Here is a 21,154-nt window from a genome sequence, read left to right as displayed (position 1 = left end):
CATCAGGCGATCAGTTGTTCGAGCACGCGGCGGTACACGTTCTTCAGCGGGTCGACGAAGCGCACGTCGATGTGCTCGTCGATCTTGTGGATGCTGCCGTTCGGCGGACCGAACTCGATCACCTGCGGGCAGATGCGCGCGATGAAGCGCCCGTCGGACGTGCCGCCCGTCGTCGACAGCTCGGTCGTGAGGCCGGTCTCGGCGCGAATCGCGTTCTCCAGCGCGTTCGACAGGTCGCCGCGCGGCGTGAGGAACGGCAGGCCGCTCACCGACCACTTCAGCGTGTATTCGAGGCCGTGCTTGTCGAGGATCGCATGCACGCGCGCCTGCAGGCCCTCGACGGTGCTCGCCGTCGAAAAGCGGAAGTTGAACATCAGGTCCGCGTGGCCGGGGATCACGTTGGTCGCACCGGTGCCGGCATGCAGGTTTGACACCTGCCAGGTGGTCGGCGGGAAGTATTCGTTGCCTTCGTCCCACTGTTCGGCGGCGAGCTCGGCGAGCGCCGGCGCGAGCAGGTGGATCGGGTTCTTCGCGAGGTGCGGGTAGGCGATGTGGCCCTGCACGCCCTTGACGATCAATTCGCCCGACATCGAGCCGCGGCGGCCGTTCTTCACGACGTCGCCGAGTTCGGCGGTCGACGTCGGCTCGCCGACGATGCAGTAGTCGAGACGTTCGCCGCGCGCTTCGAGCAGCTCGACGACTTTCACGGTGCCGTCGGTGGCCGGGCCTTCCTCGTCGCTCGTGATCAGGAACGCGATCGCGCCGCGGTGGCCGGGGTGGGCCGCGACGAATTCCTCGGAGGCGACGACGAACGCCGCGAGCGACGTCTTCATGTCGGCCGCGCCGCGGCCGTACAGCTTGCCGTCGCGATGCGCGGGAATGAACGGCGGCGAGGTCCACTGCTCGAGCGGGCCGGTCGGCACGACGTCGGTGTGGCCCGCGAACGCGAGCAGCTTGCCGTCGCGGCCGTCGGCGCCGCGCTTGACGGCCCACAGGTTGGTCACGCCGTGCGACGCGATGGTCTCGCATTCGAAGCCGAGCGCGGCGAGGCGCTCGGTCATGATCTGCTGGCAATGCTGGTCGTCGGGCGTGACGGACGCGCGGGCGATCAGCTGTTCGGTAAGGGCTAGGGTGGCGGACATGGTTCGGACCACTTTCGATAAAAAATGCCGGCGCGGTGGCCGGCAGCGATGAGGCGTCGTGTGCAGCGCGGGCGCCGCGCGGGCCGCCTAGGCGGCAAACAGCGCCGCGTACTGATCGGCCACGAAGCCGAGCGATTTCACGCGGCCGTTGACGACGAGCACGGGGCGCTTGATGACCGACGGCTTGTGGATCATCAGCGCAACCGCGCCGGACTTCGTTTCCGCGGCCGCCTTCATGGCGTCGTCCAGGCCGCGCCACGTCGTGCCGCGCTTGTTCACGAGCGCGTCGAGCGATACGTCCTTCAGCCAGTCTTCGACCAGCGGTGCGCTGACGCCGAGCTTCTTGAAGTCGTGGAACTCGAACTCGACGCCGTGATCGTCGAGCCACACGCGGGCCTTCTTCACGGTGTCGCAATTCGGAATGCCGTAGACGACCACGGTGTGCGGCTTCGCCATCAGTCGCCTCGCAGCAGCTCGTTCAGGCCGACCTTCGCGCGGGTCTTCGCGTCGACCTTCTTCACGATCACCGCGCAGTACAGGCTGTGCGAGCCGTCCTTCGACGGCAGGTTGCCGGCGACGACGACCGAGCCGGCCGGGATGCGGCCGTAGCTGACTTCGCCCGTCTCGCGATCGTAGATCTTGGTGCTCTGGCCGAGGTACACGCCCATCGAGATCACCGAGTTCTCCTCGACGATCACGCCTTCGACGACTTCCGAGCGCGCGCCGATGAAGCAGTTGTCTTCGATGATGACCGGGTTGGCCTGCAGCGGCTCGAGCACGCCGCCGATGCCGACGCCGCCCGACAGGTGCACGTTCTTGCCGATCTGCGCGCACGAACCGACCGTCGCCCACGTATCGACCATCGTGCCTTCGTCGACGTATGCGCCGATGTTGGTGTACGACGGCATCAGCACGACGTTCTTCGCGATGAACGAGCCGCGGCGCGCGATGGCCGGCGGCACGACGCGGAAGCCGCCCGCGGCGAAGTCTTCGGCCGTGTAGTTCGCGAACTTCGACGGCACCTTGTCGTAGAACTGCGAGTAGCCGCCAGCCGGCATCGGTGCGTTGTCCTCCAGGCGGAACGACAGCAGCACGGCCTTCTTCAGCCACTGATGCACGGTCCAGTTGCCGTCGATCTTCTCGGCGACGCGCAGTGCACCCTTGTCGAGCTGCTCGATCGCATGAGCGACGGCTTCGCGGACGTCGGCGGGCGCGGCCTTCGGCGACAGCTCGGCGCGGTTTTCCCAGGCGGTATCGATGATTTGCTGAAGTTGTTGCGACATGTTCGTTTTCGCAGGAGATGAATGGAATTGATCGGGATGGACGTCTTACCGCGCAAGCGAGCGGCGGAAATCGACGATGCGTTGCGCGCCCTCGACGCATTCGGGGGTGCCCGCGACGAGCGCGATCCGGATGAAATCGCGGCCCGGATTCGTGCCGTGCGCATCGCGCGCGAGGTACGAGCCGGGCAGAACCGTCACATTATAGTCGGCGTACAGGCGGCGGGCGAACTCGGTGTCCGACAGGCCGGTGCGCGCGACGTTGGCCCACAGGTAGAACGCGGCGTCGGGCAGCTTCACGTCGATCACGTCGGCGAGCATCGGCGTGACCGTGCTGAACTTCTGCAGGTACAGCGCGCGGTTCTCGCGCACATGCGCCTCGTCGTTCCACGCGGCGATGCTCGCGTGCTGCCAGACCGGCGACAGCGCGGCGCCGTGGTACGTGCGGTACAGCAGGAATTTTTTCAGCAGCGCGGCGTCGCCGGCGACGAAGCCCGAGCGCATGCCCGGCACGTTCGAGCGCTTCGACAGGCTCGACAGCATCACGAGCCGCTCGAAGCCGCGGCCGAGGCGGTGCGCGGCCTCGAGGCCGCCGAGCGGCGGCGCCGCTTCGTCGAAATAGATCTCCGAATAGCACTCGTCGGACGCGATCACGAAACCGTGGCGGTCGGACAGCGCGAACAGCTCGCGCCAGTCGTCGAGCGTCAGCACGGCGCCCGTCGGGTTACCCGGCGAGCACACGTACAGCAGCTGGGTGCGCGCCCAGACTTCATCGGGCACGGCCGCATAGTCGCACGCGAAGTTGCGGGCCGGGTCGCTGTTCGCGAAATAGGGTTCGGCACCGGCCAGCAGCGCCGCGCCTTCGTAAATTTGATAGAACGGATTCGGACAGAGTACGATCGCCTTCTTGCCGTCCGCGCGCGGGCGCGCGTCGATCACCGTCTGCGCGAGCGAGAACAGCGCCTCGCGCGACCCCGACACCGGCAGCACCTGCGTGGCCGGGTCGATTGCCGGCAGCCCGTAGCGGCGCTCGAGCCAGTGTGCGATCGACGTGCGCAGCGCGTCCGAGCCGGCCGTGGCCGGGTACGACGCGAGACCGTCGAGCGCGGCCACCACGGCGTCGCGGATCAGCGCCGGCGTCGGGTGCTTGGGCTCGCCGATGCCGAAGCTGATCGGTTTCAGGTCGCCGGAAGGCGTCACGTCCTTGAACAGGGCGCGCAGCTTTTCGAAGGGATAGGGCTGGAGCGAGTCGAGTCGAGGGTTCACGGGCGAAGCGGCCATCGCGGCCGGTTGGAGCGAAAGGGCGAAAGGGGCGGCGCGGGTGCCGCACGGCTGCGGGCGGGCGCCGACGGCGCGCGGCTCGCAGCGGACGATTATAACGTGACGCAATGCGGTCGCGGCCCGCCGGAACGGCGGCCGGGCCGCTCGAATAAAGGGTAGCGAATCAAATGAATAACGCGGTACGCGGCAGCCTGCCGACGCTGGCCATCCTGATTGGCGCGTCGGTATGGGGCCTGATCTGGTATCCGCTGCGGATTCTCGCGTCGCTCGGGCTCACCGGCACGCTGGCGAGCGCGCTGACGAGCGTGGTCGCGTTCCTGTTCGTGGTCGTCGTGCGGCACCGCACGATCGCCACGCTGCGCTGGCACTGGGTGCTGCCGGGCATCGCGATCACGGCGGGCGTGACCAACCTCGGTTTCGTGTGGGGCACGATCCACGGCGAAGTGCTGCGCGTGATGCTGCTGTTCTACCTGACCCCGGCATGGACCGCGATCTACGCGCATTTCCTGCTGCGCGAGCGGCTGACCTGGGCCGGCGCGGCGCTCGCGGCGCTGTCGATCGGCGGCGCGATGCTGATGCTGTGGTCGCCGCAGCTCGGCGTGCCGCTGCCGGCCAACCCGGCCGAATGGGCGGGGCTCGCGGCCGGCCTGAGTTTCGCGATGAGCAACGTGCTCGTGATCAAGGCGAGCCGCGAGCTGCCGGAGATGCGCGCCGAGATGCGTACGGCGACGCTGTTCGGCGGCGCGGCGGTGTTCGGCGCGGTCGCGTCGCTGTTCGAGGGGCTGCCGGCCGCGCCGGCGGGAAGCCAGCTCGGCGTCGCGGCAGCGATCATCGCCGCGATCGGCGTGACGATGGCCGCCAACAACCTGCTCGTGCAATACGGGCTCGCGCGCGTGCCGGCGAACCGCGCGTCGATCATCATGCTGTTCGAGATCGTGATCACCGCGCTGTCGGCGTGGGTGTTCGCGAGCGAACTGCCGAGCGCGCGCGAGTGGGCGGGCGGCGCGTGCATCGTGCTGGCGACGCTGCTGTCGAGCCGGGTCCATCGTGCCGCGCCGGCATCGGGCAAACCCGGCGACGGGCGGGACGGCGCACGCGCGATGGTATGATGGAAGCCGTTTGCGGGGCCCAACGCTTGAGATGCGCGCGGCCCCGCTTTTGAATTCCGGGGCGCATCGCGCACACGGGCCGTCCGGCCCCGCGCGTCGCGGCCCCGTCCGTTTCACCTCTTCTTCACATCCGATACCGCCGTGCGTCTGAGCTCGATCAAACTCGCTGGCTTCAAATCCTTTGTCGATCCCACGCATTTCCAGGTTCCGGGCCAGCTTGTCGGCGTGGTGGGCCCGAACGGGTGCGGCAAGTCCAACATCATCGATGCCGTGCGCTGGGTGCTCGGCGAGTCGCGCGCGTCCGAGCTGCGCGGCGAGTCGATGCAGGACGTGATCTTCAACGGCTCGACCGCCCGCAAGCCCGGCAGCCGGGCCAGCGTCGAACTGATCTTCGACAACTCCGACGGCCGCGCGGCCGGGCAGTGGGGCCAGTACGGCGAGATCGCCGTGAAGCGCGTGCTGACGCGCGACGGCACGTCGAGCTACTACATCAACAACCTGCCGGCGCGCCGCCGCGACATCCAGGACATCTTCCTCGGCACGGGCCTCGGGCCCCGCGCGTACGCGATCATCGGGCAGGGCATGATCGCGCGGATCATCGAGGCGAAGCCGGAAGAGCTGCGCGTGTTCCTCGAGGAAGCCGCGGGCGTGTCGAAGTACAAGGAACGCCGCCGCGAGACCGAGAACCGCCTGCACGACACGCGCGAGAACCTGACGCGCGTCGAGGACATCGTCCGCGAGCTCGGCGCGAACCTCGAGAAGCTCGAGGCGCAGGCCGTCGTCGCGACCAAGTACAAGGAACTCGTCGCCGACGGCGAGGAGAAGCAGCGCCTGTTGTGGCTGCTGCGCAAGAACGAGGCCGCGGGCGAGCAGCAGAAGCAGCAGCGCGCGATCGAGCAGGCGCAGATCGACCTCGAGGCGCAGACGGCGAAACTGCGCGAGGTCGAATCGCAGCTCGAGACGCTGCGGGTCGCGCATTACTCGGCGAGCGACGCGATGCAGGGCGCGCAGGGCGCGCTCTACGAGGCCAACGCCGAAGTGAGCCGCCTCGAGGCCGAGATCAAGTTCATCGTCGAATCGCGCAACCGCGTGCAGGCGCAGATCGCCGCGCTGAACGCGCAGCGCGAGCAATGGCGCGCGCAGGCCGAGAAGGCGCAGGACGAGCTCGAGGAAGCCGAAGAGGCGCGCGCGATGGCCGACGAGAAGGCCGCGCTCGCCGAAGACAACGCGGCCGCGAAACACGACGCGCTGCCGGCGCTCGAGGCGAAATGGCGCGATGCGCAGGCACAGCTCAACGACGAGCGCGCGCGGATCGCGCAGACCGAACAGTCGCTGAAGCTCGAGGCCGCGCACCAGCGCAATGCCGACCAGCAGCTCCAGCAGCTTCAGCAGCGCCACGAGCGCCTGAAGTCCGAGGCGGGCGGGCTCGACGCGCCCGACGAAGCGCAGCTCGAGGAACTGCGCATGCAGCTCGCCGAGCAGGAAGAAATCCTCGCCGAAGCCCAGGCGCGCCTCGCCGATGCGCAGGAAACGGTACCGCGCCTCGACGGCGAGCGCCGCGCGGCCCAGGAGCGCGTGCAGGCCGAAAGCGCGCAGATCCACCAGCTCGAGGCGCGGCTCGCCGCGCTCAAGCAGCTGCAGGAGAACGTGCAGACCGAAGGCAAGATCCAGCCGTGGCTGGACAAGCACGAGCTCGGCGCGCTGCCGCGTCTCTGGAAGAAGCTGCACGTCGAGGCCGGCTGGGAAGCGGCGCTCGAGGCCGTGCTGCGCGAGCGCCTGGCCGCGCTCGAAGTGTCGAATCTCGACTGGGTGAAGGCGTTCGCGACCGATGCGCCGCCCGCGAAGCTCGCGTTCTACGCGCCGCCCGTGGCCGGCGAGCCGCCGGCCGCCGCGGCCGGGCTGCGCCCGGTGCTGTCGCTCGTGCGCATCGACGATGCGGGCATCCGCGCGGTGCTGAACGACTGGCTCGGCAACGTGTACGTCGCCGACGACGTCGCGCAGGCGCTCGCGACGCGCGCGCAACTGCCGGCCGGCGGCGCGTTCGTCGTGAAGGCCGGCCACATCGTCACGCGTGTCGGCGTGCAGCTGTACGCGGCCGATTCGGAGCAGGCCGGGATGCTGGCCCGCCAGCAGGAGATCGAAAACCTGACGCGCCAGGTGCGTGCGCAGGCGCTGCTCGCCGACGAGGCCCGCACGGCGGCGGTGCGCGCGGAAGCCGCACACACGCAGGCCACGCAGGCGCTCGGCGACGTGCGCGCGCAGGCCGAACGCGCGACCCAGCGCGTGCATGCATTGCAGATGGACGTGCTGAAGCTCGCCCAGGCGCATGAACGCTACACGCAGCGCAGCACGCAGATCCGCGAGGAACTCGAGGAGATCGGCGCGCAGATCGACGAGCAGCGCGCATTGCGCGCGGAATCGGAAGCGAACTTCGAGCGCTTCGACGGCGAACTCGCGGAACTGCAGGCGCGCTTCGAGGACAACCAGCTCGCGTTCGAGGCGCTCGACGAATCGCTGACGCAGGCGCGCCAGGAAGCGCGCGACCTCGAGCGCGGCGCGAACGACGCGCGTTTCGCCGCGCGCAACGCGGTCACGCGCATCGACGAACTGAAGCGCAGCATCCAGGTCGCGCACGAGCAGAGCGAGCGCGTCGCCGCGTCGCTGGAAGACGCGCGCGCCGAACTCGAAACGATCAACGAGCAGACCGCGCACACGGGCCTGCAGGACGCGCTCGAAATTCGCGCGGTGAAGGAAGAGGCGCTGCAGGCGGCACGGATCGAACTCGACGACCTGACCGCGAAGCTGCGCGCGTCGGACGAGCAGCGTCTCGTCGCCGAGCGTTCGCTGCAGCCGCTGCGCGACCGCATCACCGAACTGCAGCTGAAGGAGCAGGCCGCGCGCCTGTCCGTCGAGCAGTTCGCCGAGCAGCTCGCGGCGGCCGAGGTCGACGAGGAAGCGCTGCGCGAGAAGCTGACGCCGGACCTGAAACCGTCGTACCTGCAGGGCGAGGTCACGCGCCTGAACAACGCGATCAACGCGCTGGGTCCGGTCAACATGGCCGCGCTCGACGAGCTGAAGGCCGCGAGCGAGCGCAAGGTGTTCCTCGATGCGCAGTCGGCCGACCTGACCGACGCGATCACGACGCTCGAGGATGCGATCCACAAGATCGACCAGGAAACCCGCACGCTGCTGCAGGGTACCTTCGACGAGGTCAACCGCCACTTCAGCGACCTGTTCCCGCGCCTGTTCGGCGGCGGCCAGGCGAAGCTGATCATGACGGGCGACGAAATCCTCGATGCGGGCGTGCAGGTGATGGCGCAGCCGCCGGGCAAGAAGAACGCGACCATCCACCTGCTGTCGGGCGGCGAAAAGGCGCTGACCGCCACCGCACTGGTGTTCGCGATGTTCCAGCTGAACCCGGCACCGTTCTGTCTGCTCGACGAGGTCGACGCGCCGCTCGACGACGCGAACACCGAGCGTTTCGCGAATCTCGTGCGCGCGATGTCCGACAAGACGCAGTTCCTCTTCATCTCGCACAACAAGATCGCGATGGAGATGGCGCAGCAACTGATCGGCGTGACGATGCAGGAGCAGGGCGTGTCGCGGATCGTCGCGGTGGACATGGAAACCGCCGCGGGTTTTGCCCAGAATTGACATTTGAAGAAACCGGACCGCGTTCGCGCGGCGCATGGGCGCCCGTTCGCGGTTCCGACGAACAAGAATTGCTGATGGAGCGTGCATGGACGAGTTGACACTCGGTTTGATCGGCGCGGGCGCCGTCGTGGTGGGCGGCGTCGTGGTCTACAACGCGTGGCAGGGCGCGAAGGTGCGGCGCAGGATGCCGCGCCCGATGCCGGAAGAGGCGGTCGAGGCGATGAATCGCCCCGAGCGCGACGAAGAGCTGCCGTTCATCGAGCCGGTGCGCCAGCCCGTGCGCCGCGAGCCCGCGGCGCCGGCACCGGCCGCCGCCGCCGCGAGCGCGCCGGTCGAAGCCGCGCGCGTCGAGCCGACCTTCGGCGGCGTGGCGCCTGCCGACACGCCGGCCGACCTGCAGGCCGAGGCCACCGGGGTCGACACGCCGTCGGGGGCGACCGAGCCGGCCGAGCAGGCCGTCGACGAAGGGGCAGTTGCCGCCGCGCAGGAAGCGCCGGCCGCCGCCGCATCGCAGGAACCGGTCGAACCCGTGCTGCCGGCCGCCACGACGATTTCGTCGGCGCCGCCCGCGATCGTCGACCGCCGGATCGACTGCATCGTGCCGATTCGCCTCGGCGCGCCGCTGCCGGGCGACAAGATCCTGCCGATCGCGCAGCGGCTGCGCCGCGCGGGCAGCAAGCCCGTGCATATCGAAGGCAAGCCGGAAGGCGGCCAGTGGGAGCTGCTGCAGAATGGCGTGCGCTATGAAGAGCTGCGCGCGGCCGCGCAGCTCGCGAACCGCAGCGGCGCGCTGAACGAGCTCGAATTCTCCGAGTTCGTGACGGGCGTCCAGCAGTTCGCCGACGCGATCGACGGCGCACCGGAATTCCCCGACATGATGGAGACGGTCGCGATGGCGCGCGAGCTCGACGGCTTTGCCGCGCAGTGCGACGCGCAGTTGTCGATCAACGTGATGTCGGACGGCGCGCCGTGGTCGGCGAACTACGTGCAGGCCGTCGCTTCCCAGGACGGGCTGCTGCTGTCGCGCGACGGCACGCGGTTCGTGAAGCTCGACGCGAAGCAGAACCCCGTGTTCATGCTGCAGTTCGGCGACACGAACTTCCTGCGCGACGACCTGACCTACAAGGGCGGCAACATGATCACGCTGGTGCTCGACGTGCCGGTCGCCGAAGAGGACATCCTGCCGTTCCGGCTGATGTGCGATTACGCGAAGTCGCTGTCCGAGCGGATCGGCGCGCGGGTCGTCGACGATTCGCGCCGGCCGCTGCCGGAATCGACGCTCGTCGCGATCGACCAGCAACTGATGAAGCTGTACGCGAAGCTCGAGGAAGCGGGCATCCCGGCCGGTTCGCCGGTCACGCGCCGTCTCTTCAGCCAGTAACGCGTTGCACGGGCGGCGGCCTGACGTGCCGTCGCCCGTCGGTCGCTGCTGCAGTGCACACACACCGCCTGGGTGCGCCGCAGCGGGCCTGCGCGGCATGCATCGCGCGCCCCCCTTGCGGCGTCAAACTGAGATAATCGAACATCCGATTTTTCAGAACGAATCTGCCGCCAGCATGGCCCGAACCCAAGCCGAACCGCCAGCCAGCCAGCCCGACGCGCGTGCCGCGTGGCTGCGCGACCAACTCGAGCGGGCGAATTACGCCTATTACGTGCTCGACCAGCCGGACCTGCCCGACGCCGAATACGATCGGCTGTTCGGCGAGCTGCAGCAACTCGAAACCGATCATCCCGAACTCGTGACGCCCGATTCGCCGACGCAGCGCGTCGGCGGCGAAGTGGCGGGCGGATTCACGCCGGTCGTCCACGACGCGCCGATGCTGTCGCTGAACAACGGCTTCGCCGACGAGGACATCGCCGCATTCGACAAGCGCGTCGCCGATGCGCTCGACAAGACGACCGATCTCGCCGGCTCGGTGACGGACCCGGTCGAATACGCGTGCGAGCTGAAGTTCGACGGGCTCGCGATCTCGCTGCGCTACGAGCAGGGCGTGTTCGTGCAGGCGTCGACGCGTGGCGACGGCACGACCGGCGAGGACGTGACCGAGAACGTGCGCACGATCCGCTCGATCCCGCTGAAGCTGAAGGGCAAGCATGTGCCGGCCCTGCTCGACGTGCGCGGCGAGGTGCTGATGTTCAAGCGCGATTTCGCACGCCTGAACGAACGCCAGCGCGCGGCCGAGCAGCGCGAATTCGCCAACCCGCGCAACGCGGCGGCCGGCAGCCTGCGCCAGCTCGATCCGAAGATCACCGCGCAGCGTCCGCTGTCCTTCTTCGCGTACGGGGTCGGCAGGCTCGACGGGATGCCGATGCCGGACACGCACAGCGCGCTGCTCGACTGGTACGAAACGCTCGGCCTGCCGGTGAACCGCGAACGCGCGGTCGTGCACGGCGCCGACGGCCTGCTCGGCTTCTTCCGCAAGGTCGGCGAAAAGCGCGAGTCGCTGCCGTACGACATCGACGGCGTCGTCTACAAGGTGAACCGGCGCGACGAGCAGGACCGCCTCGGCTTCGTGTCGCGCGCGCCGCGCTTCGCGCTCGCGCACAAGTTCCCCGCGCAGGAAGCGCTGACGAAGCTCGTCGCGATCGACGTGCAGGTCGGCCGCACGGGCGCGATCACGCCGGTCGCGCGGCTCGAACCCGTGTTCGTTGGCGGCGCGACGGTGACCAACGCGACGCTGCACAACGAGGACGAAGTGCGCCGCAAGGACATCCGGATCGGCGATACCGTGATCGTGCGGCGTGCGGGCGACGTGATCCCCGAGGTCGTCGGTGCGTTGCTCGACCGGCGGCCGGCGGACGCGGCCGAGTTCGTGATGCCGACCGAGTGCCCGGTGTGCGGCTCGAAGATCGAGCGCCTGCCGGACGAGGCGATCGCGCGCTGCACGGGCGGGCTGTTCTGCCCGGCGCAGCGCAAGCAGGCGCTGTGGCACTTCGCGCAGCGCCGCGCGCTCGACATCGACGGGCTCGGCGAGAAGATCATCGATCAGCTCGTCGAACTGAATCTCGTGCGCACGCCGGCCGACCTGTTCAATCTCGGTTTCGCGACGCTCGCTGAACTCGACCGGTTCGCCGAGAAGTCCGCGCAGAATCTGCTCGACTCGCTCGAGAAGGCGAAGCACACGACGCTCGCGCGCTTCATCTACGGGCTCGGGATCCGCCATGTCGGCGAATCGACCGCGAAGGATCTCGCGAAGCATTTCGGGTCGCTGACGCCGATCATGGACGCGTCGATCGAGGAACTGCTCGAAGTGAACGACGTCGGGCCGATCGTGGCCGAGTCGATTCACCAGTTCTTCGCGGAAGAGCACAACCGCACGGTGATCGAGCAATTGCGCGCGCCCGGCAAGGTCACGTGGCCCGAAGGCCCGCCCGCGCCGAAGGCGCCGCAGGGCGTGCTCGCCGGCAAGACGGTCGTGCTGACGGGCACGCTGCCGAACCTCACGCGCGACGCGGCGAAGGAGATGCTCGAAGCGGCCGGCGCGAAAGTCGCGGGCTCGGTATCGAAGAAGACGGATTACGTGGTCGCGGGCGCCGACGCCGGCAGCAAGCTCGCGAAGGCCGAGGAACTCGGCATCCCCGTGCTGGACGAAGACGGACTGCACCAACTCCTGGAGGGCAACACGCCATGATTCGCGAGATCCTGAAGATGGGCGATCCGCGCCTGCTCGAAGTCGCCAAGCCGGTCGAGCGGTTCGACACCCCCGAGCTGCACGAGATCGTCGCGGACATGTTCGAGACGATGCATCACGCGAACGGCGCGGGGCTCGCCGCGCCGCAGATCGGCGTCGGGCTGCAGATCATCATCTTCGGCTTCGGCAGCAACAACCGTTATCCGGAGGCGCCGCCGGTGCCCGAGACCGTGCTGATCAACCCGAAGCTCGAGTACATGCCGCCGGACATGGAAGAGGGCTGGGAAGGCTGCCTGTCGGTGCCGGGCATGCGCGGCGTCGTCAGCCGCTACGCGAAGGTGCGCTACAGCGGCTTCGACCAGTTCGGCGCGAAGCTCGACCGTGTCGCCGAAGGCTTCCATGCGCGGGTCGTCCAGCACGAATACGATCACCTGATCGGCAAGCTGTATCCGATGCGGATCACCGACTTCACGCGCTTCGGCTTCACCGAGGTGCTGTTCCCGGGGCTCGATCCGGCCGACGACGACTGACCTTGATGCGGCTGCGCGCACCGCGTTGCGCGTGGTCTCGTACCGGACATGAAAAAGCCCGCTCGCGCGGGCTTGTTTCATGGTGCGGCACGCAGCGCGTGCCCGTTGTCAGAACGACTCGTCGGCCGACAGGTAGCGCCATTGCCCCTGCGGCAGCGCGCCGAGCATCACGCGGCCCATCCGCACGCGTTTCAGGCCGATCACTTCGAGACCGACCAGTTCGCACATGCGGCGGATCTGGCGCTTCTTGCCTTCACGCAGCACGAAGCGCAGCTGTTCGCCGTTCTGCCAGCTGACCATCGCCGGCTTCAGCGGGACGCCGTCGAGTTCGAGACCGTGGCGCAGCTTCGCGAGCGATTCCGCGGGGAAGTGCTGGTCGATGTCGATCAGCCGGTCGCCGAAGCGCACGCGCACCAGATACTCCTTGTCGATGTCCGACTGCTCGCCGATCAGCTGCTTCGCGATCACGCCATTCTGCGTCAGTACGAGCAGGCCGGTGGAGTCGATGTCGAGCCGGCCGGCCGGCGCGAGCGCGTGCAGGTGCTGCGGCGAGAAGCGCAGCGGCGAGCGGTCGCCGCTCCACTGGTTGGCGCGCGTGATCAGCACCGATGCCGGCTCATAGCCGTCTTCCGCCTGACCCGACACGTAGCCGACCGGCTTGTGCAGCAGGATCGTCACCTGCGCGGCCTGCGCGGCGCTCGCGCGCTCGTCGATCTCGATCTTCTGGTCCGGGCGGACCTTGGTGCCGAGCGTGTCGATGCGTTCGCCGTCGACGAGCACCCAGCCCTTTTCGATCCATTCGTCGGCTTCGCGGCGCGAGCACAGGCCGAGTTCGGACATGCGCTTCGACAGGCGCATCAGGCCGGTTTCGTCGCCGTGGTCGGCGTCGGCCGCCGCGCGCTTGACCGGTTGCGCGGTCTTGACCGCACCGAACGAGCGGCGTTCGCCGTCGCGTGCGGGGCGTGCCGGGCGGTCGCCGAAGCTGCGCTTCGCGCCTTCGCCGGATGCCTTGTCGCGATAGGACGGGCGTTTGCCTTCGTCGGCGCCTGCGCGGCGCGGGCGGGCGTCGTCATCACGACGCGGCGGGCGATCGGACGACGTGCGGCGGTCGCCGAAGCTGCGCTTTGCGCCTTCGCCGGATGCGTTGTCGCGATAGGGCGCACGCGGGCCGCCTTCGCCACCCGCACGACGCGGACGTGCATCGTCATCACGACGCGGCGGGCGATCGGACGACGTGCGACGGTCGCCGAAGCTGCGCTTTGCGCCTTCGCCGGATGCGTTGTCGCGATAGGGCGCACGCGGGCCGCCTTCGCCACCCGCGCGACGCGGACGTGCGTCGTCATCACGACGCGGCGGACGATCCGACGACGTGCGACGGTCGCCGAAACTGCGTTTTGCGCCTTCGCCGGATGCGTTGTCGCGATAGGGCGCACGCGGGCCGCCTTCGCCACCCGCGCGACGCGGACGTGCATCGTCATCGCGACGCGGTGGGCGATCGGACGACGTGCGACGGTCGCCGAAACTGCGTTTTGCGCCTTCGCCGGATGCGTTGTCGCGATACGGCGCACGCGGGCCGCCTTCGCCACCCGCGCGACGCGGACGTGCATCGTCATCACGACGCGGCGGGCGATCCGACGACGTGCGACGGTCGCCGAAACTGCGCTTCGCGCCTTCGCCGGCTGCGTTGTCGCGATACGGCGCGCGCGTGCCGCGTTCGGCACCGCCCTCACGCGGCGCACGCTTGGCCGGTGCGCGATCCGCGCCCGGGCGCTCGGCGCCTGCCGCGCCGCGCGGCTTGAACGAGCGTTCGCCGGCGGCGGCCGGCGCGGCCTTCTTCGGGCGCGCGGGCTTGTCGCCTGCGGGCGGCGCGGCGGGGCGCACCGCCTTGCGGGCGACGAGGCTGCCGGAGCGGACAGGGGCGCGGGTCGGCGACGCCGGCTTCGGATTCTTGACGGTTAATTTGGTGCGCATAAACGCTGGGATTCATTCAGACTGCGATCGCGCGCAGCAATTCGGTTTCGAGCTGGATCTGCAGGCGGTTGTCGGACAGGCCGGCACCGTCGAGCAGGAAGATGTCCTCGACGCGTTCGCCGAGCGTATTGATCCGCGCCGCGTGGACGCCGACCTGATGCTCGGCCAGGACGCGCGCGATCGAATAGAGAAGGCCCGGCCGGTCGTTGGCGGACACGGACAGGATGTAGTACTGGCCGCGCTCGTCGGCCCGGAGGTCGACGCGCGGCGTGATCGGAAACGTCCGGGACAACCGCGACAGGCGGCCCTTGGACGGCTCCGGCAGCGACGCGGTTTCGGCAAGGCGCGCCGCGAGTTGCTGTTCGACGAGATTCGCGATGTCGCGGTAGCGCACGTCGCGTTCGGTCTGCGTGACGATGAAGTTGTCGAGCGCATAGCCGTGCCGCGTCGTGCTGACGCGTGCATCGAGCACCGACAGCCCGTTGCGGTCGAAGTACGCGCAGATGCCCGCGAACAGGTCGGGGCGGTCCTTCACGTACACGAGCACCTGCAGCGCGTCGCCGATCGGCGACGGCCGCGCGCGCACGATCGCGGTCTCGGCGTTCACGTGCCGGTACAGCACGCGCGTCTGCCATGCGATGTCGGCCGCGTCGTGACGCAGGAAGAAGCCGATGTCGAGCTGATCCCACAGCGCGCGATGCGCTTCGTCGGGCACGGTCTCGAGGCGCAGCAGCGCGAGCGCCTGCTCCTGCCGCGACTTCAGTTCCGAATGCGCGTCGGGGTTCGCTCCGCCGAGCACCGCGAGCGTGATGCGGTACAGGTCCTCGAGCAGCTTGCCCTTCCACGTGTTCCATACCTTCGGGCTCGTGCCGCGGATGTCGGCGACGGTCAGCAGGTAGAGCGCGGTGAGGTAGCGCTCGTTGCCGACGACTTCGGCGAAGCGCTTGATGACTTCCGGGTCGCTCGTGTCCTGCTTCTGCGCGACCTGGCTCATCGTCAGGTGATGCTGGACGAGCCACACGATCAGCGACGCGTCGTCGCCGGTGATCCCGTGCTCGCGGCAGAAGCGCCGCGCGTCGGCCATCCCGAGCGTCGAGTGGTCGCCGCCGCGGCCTTTCGCGATGTCGTGGAACAGCGCCGCGACGTACAGCACCCACGGGCGCTCGAAGTTGCCGATCAGCTGGCTGCAGAACGGGTACTCGTGCGCATGCTCGGCCACCGCGAAGCGGCGGATGTTGCGCAACACCATCAGGATGTGCTGGTCGACCGTGTACACGTGGTACAGGTCGTGCTGCATCTGGCCGACGATGCGGCGGAAATTCAGCAGGTAGCGGCCGAGCACGCTCGTCTGGTTCATCAGCCGGAACGCATGCGTGATGCCTTCGGGCTGCTGCAGGATCTGCATGAACGTGCGGCGGTTCTGCGGATCGCGCCGCCACGTGTGGTTCATGATCTCGCGCGAGTTGTAGAGCGCGCGCAGCGTGCGGGCGGACAGGCCCTTCACGCCGCGGGTCGCCGCGTACAGCAGGAACGCTTCGAGGATCGCGTCGGGATGGCGTTCGAACACGCCGTCGTCGACGATCTCGAGCATGCCCTGCTTCTCGACGAAGCGATCGGGCGACAGCACGCGCGTGATGCCGCTCGTCGCGGGGAACAGCTGCGCCTCGATGTTCTGGATCAGGATCGTCGCCAGCTGCGTGACCGCTTTCGCGGCCCAGTAGTAGCGGCGCATCAGCTGCTCGCTCGCGCGCTTGGCCTGCGTCGGCCGGTAGCCGAAGCTCTCGGCGGCCTGCGTCTGCAGGTCGAACACGAGCATGTCCTGACGGCGTTTGGCGATCACGTGCAGCCGCGCGCGCAGCGTCTTCAGGAATCCTTCGTTGCGGCGCAGCTCACGCGCCTCGCGATCGGTGATGAGGCCGCGCGTGTCGAGCTCGCGCCAGCTGCTGCCGAAGCCGGCCGCGCGCGCGATCCACAGGATCGTCTGCAGGTCGCGCAGCCCGCCGGGGCTCTCCTTCACGTTCGGCTCGAGGCTGTACGGCGTGTCCTGGCACTTCGCGTGGCGCTGGCGCATCTCGAGCACCTTCGCGGTGAAGAAGGCGCGCGCGTCGAGCGCCTCGTGATACTGCACGGTGAAGCGCTCGAACAGCGCGGTGCCGCCGACGATGCGGCGCGCCTCGAGCAGCGAGGTCTGCACGGTGACGTCCTGCGACGCCTCCTCGATGCATTGCTCGACCGTGCGCACGCTGCTGCCGATCTCGAGGCCGAGATCCCACGCCATGCCGATGAAGCGCTCGATCCGCGCGTCGAGCGCCGGGTCGTGCGCATCGGGCAGCAGCACCAGGATGTCGACGTCGGAGTGGGGCGCGAGCTCGCCGCGCCCGTAACCGCCGACGGCGACGAGCGCGAGCGTCGCGGGCAGCCCGCAGTCGTCCCACACGCGCTTGAGCGCATCGTCGGTGAGTCTCGACAGCGCGTGCATCAGCGATGTGACGTTCGTCGCGCTGCGAAAGCGCTCGAGCAGGTCGGCCTTGGCGGCCTTGAATTCGGCGCGCCGCGACAGCGCTGCGGGCGAGGGGGCGGCGTGAGCGCTCATGGGCGGCCGTTCAGGTCAGCAGGTGAGAGGTGGGCGGGGCGGGCGCGACGGCGCTCAGACCGCGGCGGCCGGTTGCGCGAACACCGGGCGTGCCGGCGTGCCGGCGGACACGGTCAGCACCTCGTAACCCGTTTCGGTGACGAGCACCGTGTGCTCCCATTGCGCGGACAGGCTGCGATCGCGCGTCTTGACCGTCCACTGGTCGGGCATCGTGCGGATGTCGCGCTTGCCGGCGTTGATCATCGGCTCGATCGTGAAGATCATCCCGGCCTTCAGCTCGATGCCGGTGCCCGGGCGGCCGTAGTGGACGACCTGCGGATCCTCGTGGAACACCGTGCCGATGCCGTGGCCGCAGTATTCGCGCACGACGCTGTAGCCCTGCGCTTCGGCGTGCTTCTGGATCGCGTAGCCGATGTCGCCGAGGTGCGCGCCGGGCTTGACCTGGTCGATGCCGAGCCACATGCACTCGTAGGTGGTCTGCACGAGGCGCTTCGCGAGGATCGAGCCTTCGCCGACGATGAACATCCGGCTGGTGTCGCCGAAGTAGCCGTTCTTGATCACGGTGATGTCGATGTTCAGCGCGTCGCCGTTCTTGATCACCTTCTCGCCGGGAATGCCGTGGCAGATCACGTCGTTGACCGAGATGCAGGTGGCCTTCGGGTACGGCGGATAGCCGGGCGGCTGGTAGTTCAGCGGCGCGGGGATCGTGCCCTGCTCGTTGAGCATGAATTCGTGACAGAGCCGGTCGAGTTCGGCGGTCGTGATGCCCGCGACGACGTGCGGCGTGATGAAGTCGAGCACTTCGCTCGCGAGACGGCAGGCGACGCGCATCTCGGCGATGTCGTGTTCGTTTTTGAGCGTAATAGCCATCGAGGTATGCCTGGAATGCGGTGAATTGACGGATTATCGCACCTTATGGCGGGCCTCGCAGCCCCTGCCGGCGGTGCCGGTGCGGGTTTTCGCGGATTGTCCGGCCGGCTGCCGCGCGGCAAGCGAAAGTGGCGGGCGACTTGAGAGCCGACAAATCGGCGTGCTATACTCTTTGGCTAAGTCGACATCCAAATGCCGAACATGCCCCGATGTGGGGCGGTATCACGGCGGCATCAGGATGAAAGGCTTGCGGCACGGGCAGTTTCGCACGTGCCGAATCGCAAGCCGGCGCAACCAGGGTGCCGGCCGCGCGGAACGCGCGGCGGTACGGCAGCCGGCTTAAGACCCAACCCTCGTGGAGAATTTACATGGCAGTCACGATGCGCCAAATGCTGGAAGCGGGTGTCCACTTCGGTCACCAGACGCGCTTCTGGAACCCGAAGATGGCTCCGTTCATTTTCGGTCACCGCAACAAGATTCACATCATCAACCTCGAAAAGACGCTGCCGATGTTCACGGACGCACAGAAGTACGTGCGCCAGCTGGCAGCGAACCGCGGCACGATCCTGTTCGTCGGCACGAAGCGCCAGTCGCGTGACACGATCGCCCAGGAAGCGCAACGTGCGGGCATGCCGTACGTCAACGCACGCTGGCTCGGCGGCATGATGACCAACTTCAAGACGCTGAAGGTATCGATCAAGCGCCTGAAGGACATGGAAGCGGCAGTCGAGGCAGGCGAGCTCGAGAAGATGAGCAAGAAGGAAGCGCTGCTGTTCGAACGCGAAATCGCCAAGCTGCAGAAGTCGATCGGCGGCGTGAAGGACATGGGCGGCATTCCGGACGCAATCTTCGTCGTCGACGTCGGCTACCACAAGATCGCCGTCACGGAAGCGAACAAGCTGGGCGTGCCGGTCATCGCCGTGGTCGACACGAACCACTCGCCGGAAGGTGTGGACTACGTGATCCCGGGCAACGACGACTCGAGCAAGGCAGTCGCGCTGTACGCTGAAGGCGTGGCCGACGCGATCCTGGAAGGCCGTGCGAACGCGGTCAACGAAGTGGTCCAGGCAGCGCGTGGCGACGACGAGTACGTCGAGGAAAACGCGTAACTGGCCCCGAGCCGGCGCAAAAAGGGGGCTCTCAACAGGCCCCCTTTTTTTAAGCTTGTGCGCCGGACCTGATCGCGCCGAATCGGCGCGGGTCCGGAAACGATTTTCGGCCGTCCGCGTCCAAGCGGGCGGCGTTGTGAATACAGACTCAAGGAGCGAATGATGGCGGCAATTACCGCAAGCATGGTGGCAGAACTGCGCGCAAAGACCGACGCACCGATGATGGAGTGCAAGAAGGCGCTGACGGAAGCCGACGGCGACCTGGCCAAGGCTGAAGAGCTGCTGCGCGTCAAGCTCGGCAACAAGGCGAGCAAGGCGGCATCGCGCGTGACGGCTGAAGGCGTCGTCGCATCGTTCGTCGGCGGCAACGCAGGCGCGCTGGTCGAGCTGAACTGCGAAACCGACTTCGTCGCGAAGAACGACGACTTCCTCGCATTCTCGAAGACGGTCGCAGAACTCGTCGCGACGCAAAACCCGGCCGACGTGGCAGCGCTGTCGGCACTGCCGCTCGACGGCTCGACGGTCGACGCAGTCCGCCTGGCCCTGATCGGCAAGATCGGCGAGAACGTCTCGATCCGCCGTTTCGTCCGTTTCGAAACCGCGAACAAGATCGCAACGTACCTGCACGGCGCGCGTATCGGCGTGATCGTCGAGTACACGGGTGCGGAAGAGCAGGTCGGCAAGGACGTCGCGATGCACATCGCCGCGATGAAGCCGGTCGCACTGTCGTCGGCCGACGTGCCGGCGGAACTGATCGAGACGGAACGCCGCGTCGCCGAGCAGAAGGCTGCCGAATCGGGCAAGCCGGCTGAAATCGTCGCGAAGATGGTCGACGGCAGCGTCCAGAAGTACCTGAAGGAAGTGTCGCTGCTGAACCAGACGTTCGTGAAGAACGACAAGCAGACGATCGAGCAGATGCTGAAGGCAGCGAACGCGGCCGTGCAGAAGTTCGCGCTGTTCGTCGTCGGCGAAGGCATCGAGAAGCGCCAGGACGACTTCGCCGCCGAAGTGGCCGCGCAAGTCGCAGCAGCAAAGCAGCAGTAAGCAGTCAGGCAGTATCCGCGGCGGGCGTCCGCTCCGCCGCGGCCGGCGGCGCCGCCGGCCGGCCGGGAAACCCGGTCCGGTCGCCGGCGCTTGCCCGAATCAGTATTTCGCCCCTACAGTTCGTGGTTGTCATCCTCTCGTCGCTCGGAAGCCCCTATGTCCAATGCCTATAAACGCGTCCTCCTCAAACTCTCCGGCGAAGCGCTGATGGGCGACGATGCCTTCGGCATCAATCGCGCGACGATCGAACGGATGGTGGCGGATATCGCCGAAGTCGTGGGTCTCGGTACGCAACTCGCGGTCGTGATCGGCGGCGGTAACATTTTCCGCGGTGTCGCGGGCGGTGCGGCCGGCATGGACCGCGCGACGGCCGACTACATGGGGATGCTGGCGACGATGATGAACGCGCTGGCGCTGCAGGACGCGATGCGCCACGCCGGCATCGTCGCGCGCGTGCAGTCCGCGCTGCGCATGGATCAGGTCGTCGAGCCGTACATCCGGCCGCGCGCGATCCGCCAGCTCGAGGAAGGCAAGGTCGTGATCTTCGCGGCCGGCACGGGCAACCCGTTCTTCACGACGGACACGGCCGCCGCGCTGCGCGGTTCGGAAGTGGGCGCCGAGGTCGTTTTGAAGGCGACCAAGGTCGATGGCGTATATTCTGCCGATCCGAAGAAGGATCCGTCGGCCACGCGCTACACGACGATCAGCTTCGACGAGGCGATCAGCCGCAATCTGCAGGTGATGGACGCGACGGCCTTCGCGCTGTGCCGCGACCAGAAGCTGCCGATCCGCGTGTTTTCGATCAACAAGCCGGGCGCGCTCAAGCGCATCGTGCTGGGCGAGGACGAAGGTACGCTCGTCCACGTGTAAACTCCCGCGGATGCGGGCAAGCGGCGCGGGTCGCCGGCCGTGGTGCGTGGCGCACCGGGCGGGGCCCGC

Annotated in this window: 15 protein-coding genes; 8 read left to right on the top strand and 7 right to left on the bottom strand. The window is 68.1% G+C overall.

All coding sequences use genetic code 11. The annotated features are described in order from the left end of the window. Positions 1-2: 2 nt before the first annotated feature. The 4 genes from dapE to dapC all read right to left on the bottom strand — a co-directional run bounded on the left by dapE (position 3) and on the right by dapC (position 3,703). Positions 3-1,142, bottom strand: a complete 1,140-nt coding sequence (dapE, locus tag NQV17_RS09230) for a succinyl-diaminopimelate desuccinylase (RefSeq protein ID WP_044847940.1) — start codon at positions 1,140-1,142, stop codon at positions 3-5. A gap of 87 nt (positions 1,143-1,229) precedes the next feature. Continuing rightward, entirely contained in the window at positions 1,230-1,598 is a 369-nt protein-coding gene (locus tag NQV17_RS09225; protein ID WP_121859337.1) for an ArsC family reductase, read from the bottom strand. Continuing rightward, positions 1,598-2,425, bottom strand: coding sequence for a 2,3,4,5-tetrahydropyridine-2,6-dicarboxylate N-succinyltransferase (gene dapD, locus NQV17_RS09220; RefSeq protein ID WP_006478479.1), 828 nt, complete (start codon positions 2,423-2,425; stop codon positions 1,598-1,600). The genes NQV17_RS09225 and dapD overlap by 1 nt, the downstream gene beginning before the upstream one ends. A 45-nt stretch (positions 2,426-2,470) precedes the next feature. Continuing rightward, positions 2,471-3,703: a succinyldiaminopimelate transaminase gene (gene dapC, locus NQV17_RS09215; RefSeq protein WP_257771621.1), complete on the bottom strand. Its 1,233-nt coding sequence runs from the start codon at positions 3,701-3,703 to the stop codon at positions 2,471-2,473. Between the two features lie 167 nt (positions 3,704-3,870). On the opposite strand from dapC, the gene NQV17_RS09210 reads away from it, so the two are divergent. From NQV17_RS09210 to def, 5 genes are all read left to right on the top strand, one after another. After that, entirely contained in the window at positions 3,871-4,812 is a 942-nt protein-coding gene (locus tag NQV17_RS09210; protein ID WP_044847937.1) for a DMT family transporter, read from the top strand. Positions 4,813-4,953: 141 nt separating this feature from the next. Continuing rightward, complete coding sequence (gene smc / locus NQV17_RS09205; protein ID WP_044847936.1) at positions 4,954-8,466, top strand: chromosome segregation protein SMC; 3,513 nt, start codon at positions 4,954-4,956, stop codon at positions 8,464-8,466. A gap of 85 nt (positions 8,467-8,551) precedes the next feature. After that, positions 8,552-9,847: a cell division protein ZipA C-terminal FtsZ-binding domain-containing protein gene (locus NQV17_RS09200; RefSeq protein WP_257771617.1), complete on the top strand. Its 1,296-nt coding sequence runs from the start codon at positions 8,552-8,554 to the stop codon at positions 9,845-9,847. 175 nt (positions 9,848-10,022) lie between these two features. Further along, positions 10,023-12,098 (top strand): NAD-dependent DNA ligase LigA, encoded by a 2,076-nt coding sequence (gene ligA, locus NQV17_RS09195; RefSeq protein ID WP_257771615.1) that lies wholly within the window; start codon positions 10,023-10,025, stop codon positions 12,096-12,098. Continuing rightward, entirely contained in the window at positions 12,095-12,628 is a 534-nt protein-coding gene (gene def / locus NQV17_RS09190; protein ID WP_257771613.1) for a peptide deformylase, read from the top strand. The genes ligA and def overlap by 4 nt, the downstream gene beginning before the upstream one ends. Before the next feature lie 108 nt (positions 12,629-12,736). On the opposite strand, the gene NQV17_RS09185 is transcribed toward def, so the two are convergent. From NQV17_RS09185 to map, 3 genes are read right to left on the bottom strand one after another with little or no spacing between them, the layout of a single operon-like run. Continuing rightward, positions 12,737-14,599, bottom strand: a complete 1,863-nt coding sequence (locus tag NQV17_RS09185; protein ID WP_257771611.1) for a pseudouridine synthase — start codon at positions 14,597-14,599, stop codon at positions 12,737-12,739. Between the two features lie 16 nt (positions 14,600-14,615). Continuing rightward, positions 14,616-17,192 (bottom strand): [protein-PII] uridylyltransferase, encoded by a 2,577-nt coding sequence (locus NQV17_RS09180; RefSeq protein ID WP_257771609.1) that lies wholly within the window; start codon positions 17,190-17,192, stop codon positions 14,616-14,618. A 54-nt stretch (positions 17,193-17,246) separates the two neighbouring features. After that, positions 17,247-18,062: a type I methionyl aminopeptidase gene (map, locus tag NQV17_RS09175; protein ID WP_021159103.1), complete on the bottom strand. Its 816-nt coding sequence runs from the start codon at positions 18,060-18,062 to the stop codon at positions 17,247-17,249. Between the two features lie 368 nt (positions 18,063-18,430). Here map and rpsB point away from each other — a divergent pair, with 368 nt between their 5' ends. The 3 genes from rpsB to pyrH all read left to right on the top strand — a co-directional run bounded on the left by rpsB (position 18,431) and on the right by pyrH (position 21,085). Beyond that, positions 18,431-19,171 (top strand): 30S ribosomal protein S2, encoded by a 741-nt coding sequence (gene rpsB / locus NQV17_RS09170; protein ID WP_006483818.1) that lies wholly within the window; start codon positions 18,431-18,433, stop codon positions 19,169-19,171. A 162-nt stretch (positions 19,172-19,333) separates the two neighbouring features. After that, positions 19,334-20,215 carry a translation elongation factor Ts gene (gene tsf / locus NQV17_RS09165; RefSeq protein WP_034188848.1) on the top strand — a complete coding sequence of 294 codons (882 nt, stop codon included), beginning with the start codon at positions 19,334-19,336 and terminating at the stop codon, positions 20,213-20,215. A 156-nt stretch (positions 20,216-20,371) separates the two neighbouring features. Then, positions 20,372-21,085, top strand: a complete 714-nt coding sequence (pyrH, locus tag NQV17_RS09160; protein ID WP_011885142.1) for a UMP kinase — start codon at positions 20,372-20,374, stop codon at positions 21,083-21,085. Positions 21,086-21,154 lie beyond the last annotated feature (69 nt).

The sequence above is a fragment of the Burkholderia sp. SCN-KJ genome, assembly GCF_024656005.1.
In the GTDB taxonomy this organism is placed as follows: Bacteria; Pseudomonadota; Gammaproteobacteria; order Burkholderiales; family Burkholderiaceae; genus Burkholderia.
The sequence above is the reverse complement of the archived record's forward strand: the minus strand, read 5'-3'. Positions and strand labels throughout refer to the sequence as shown.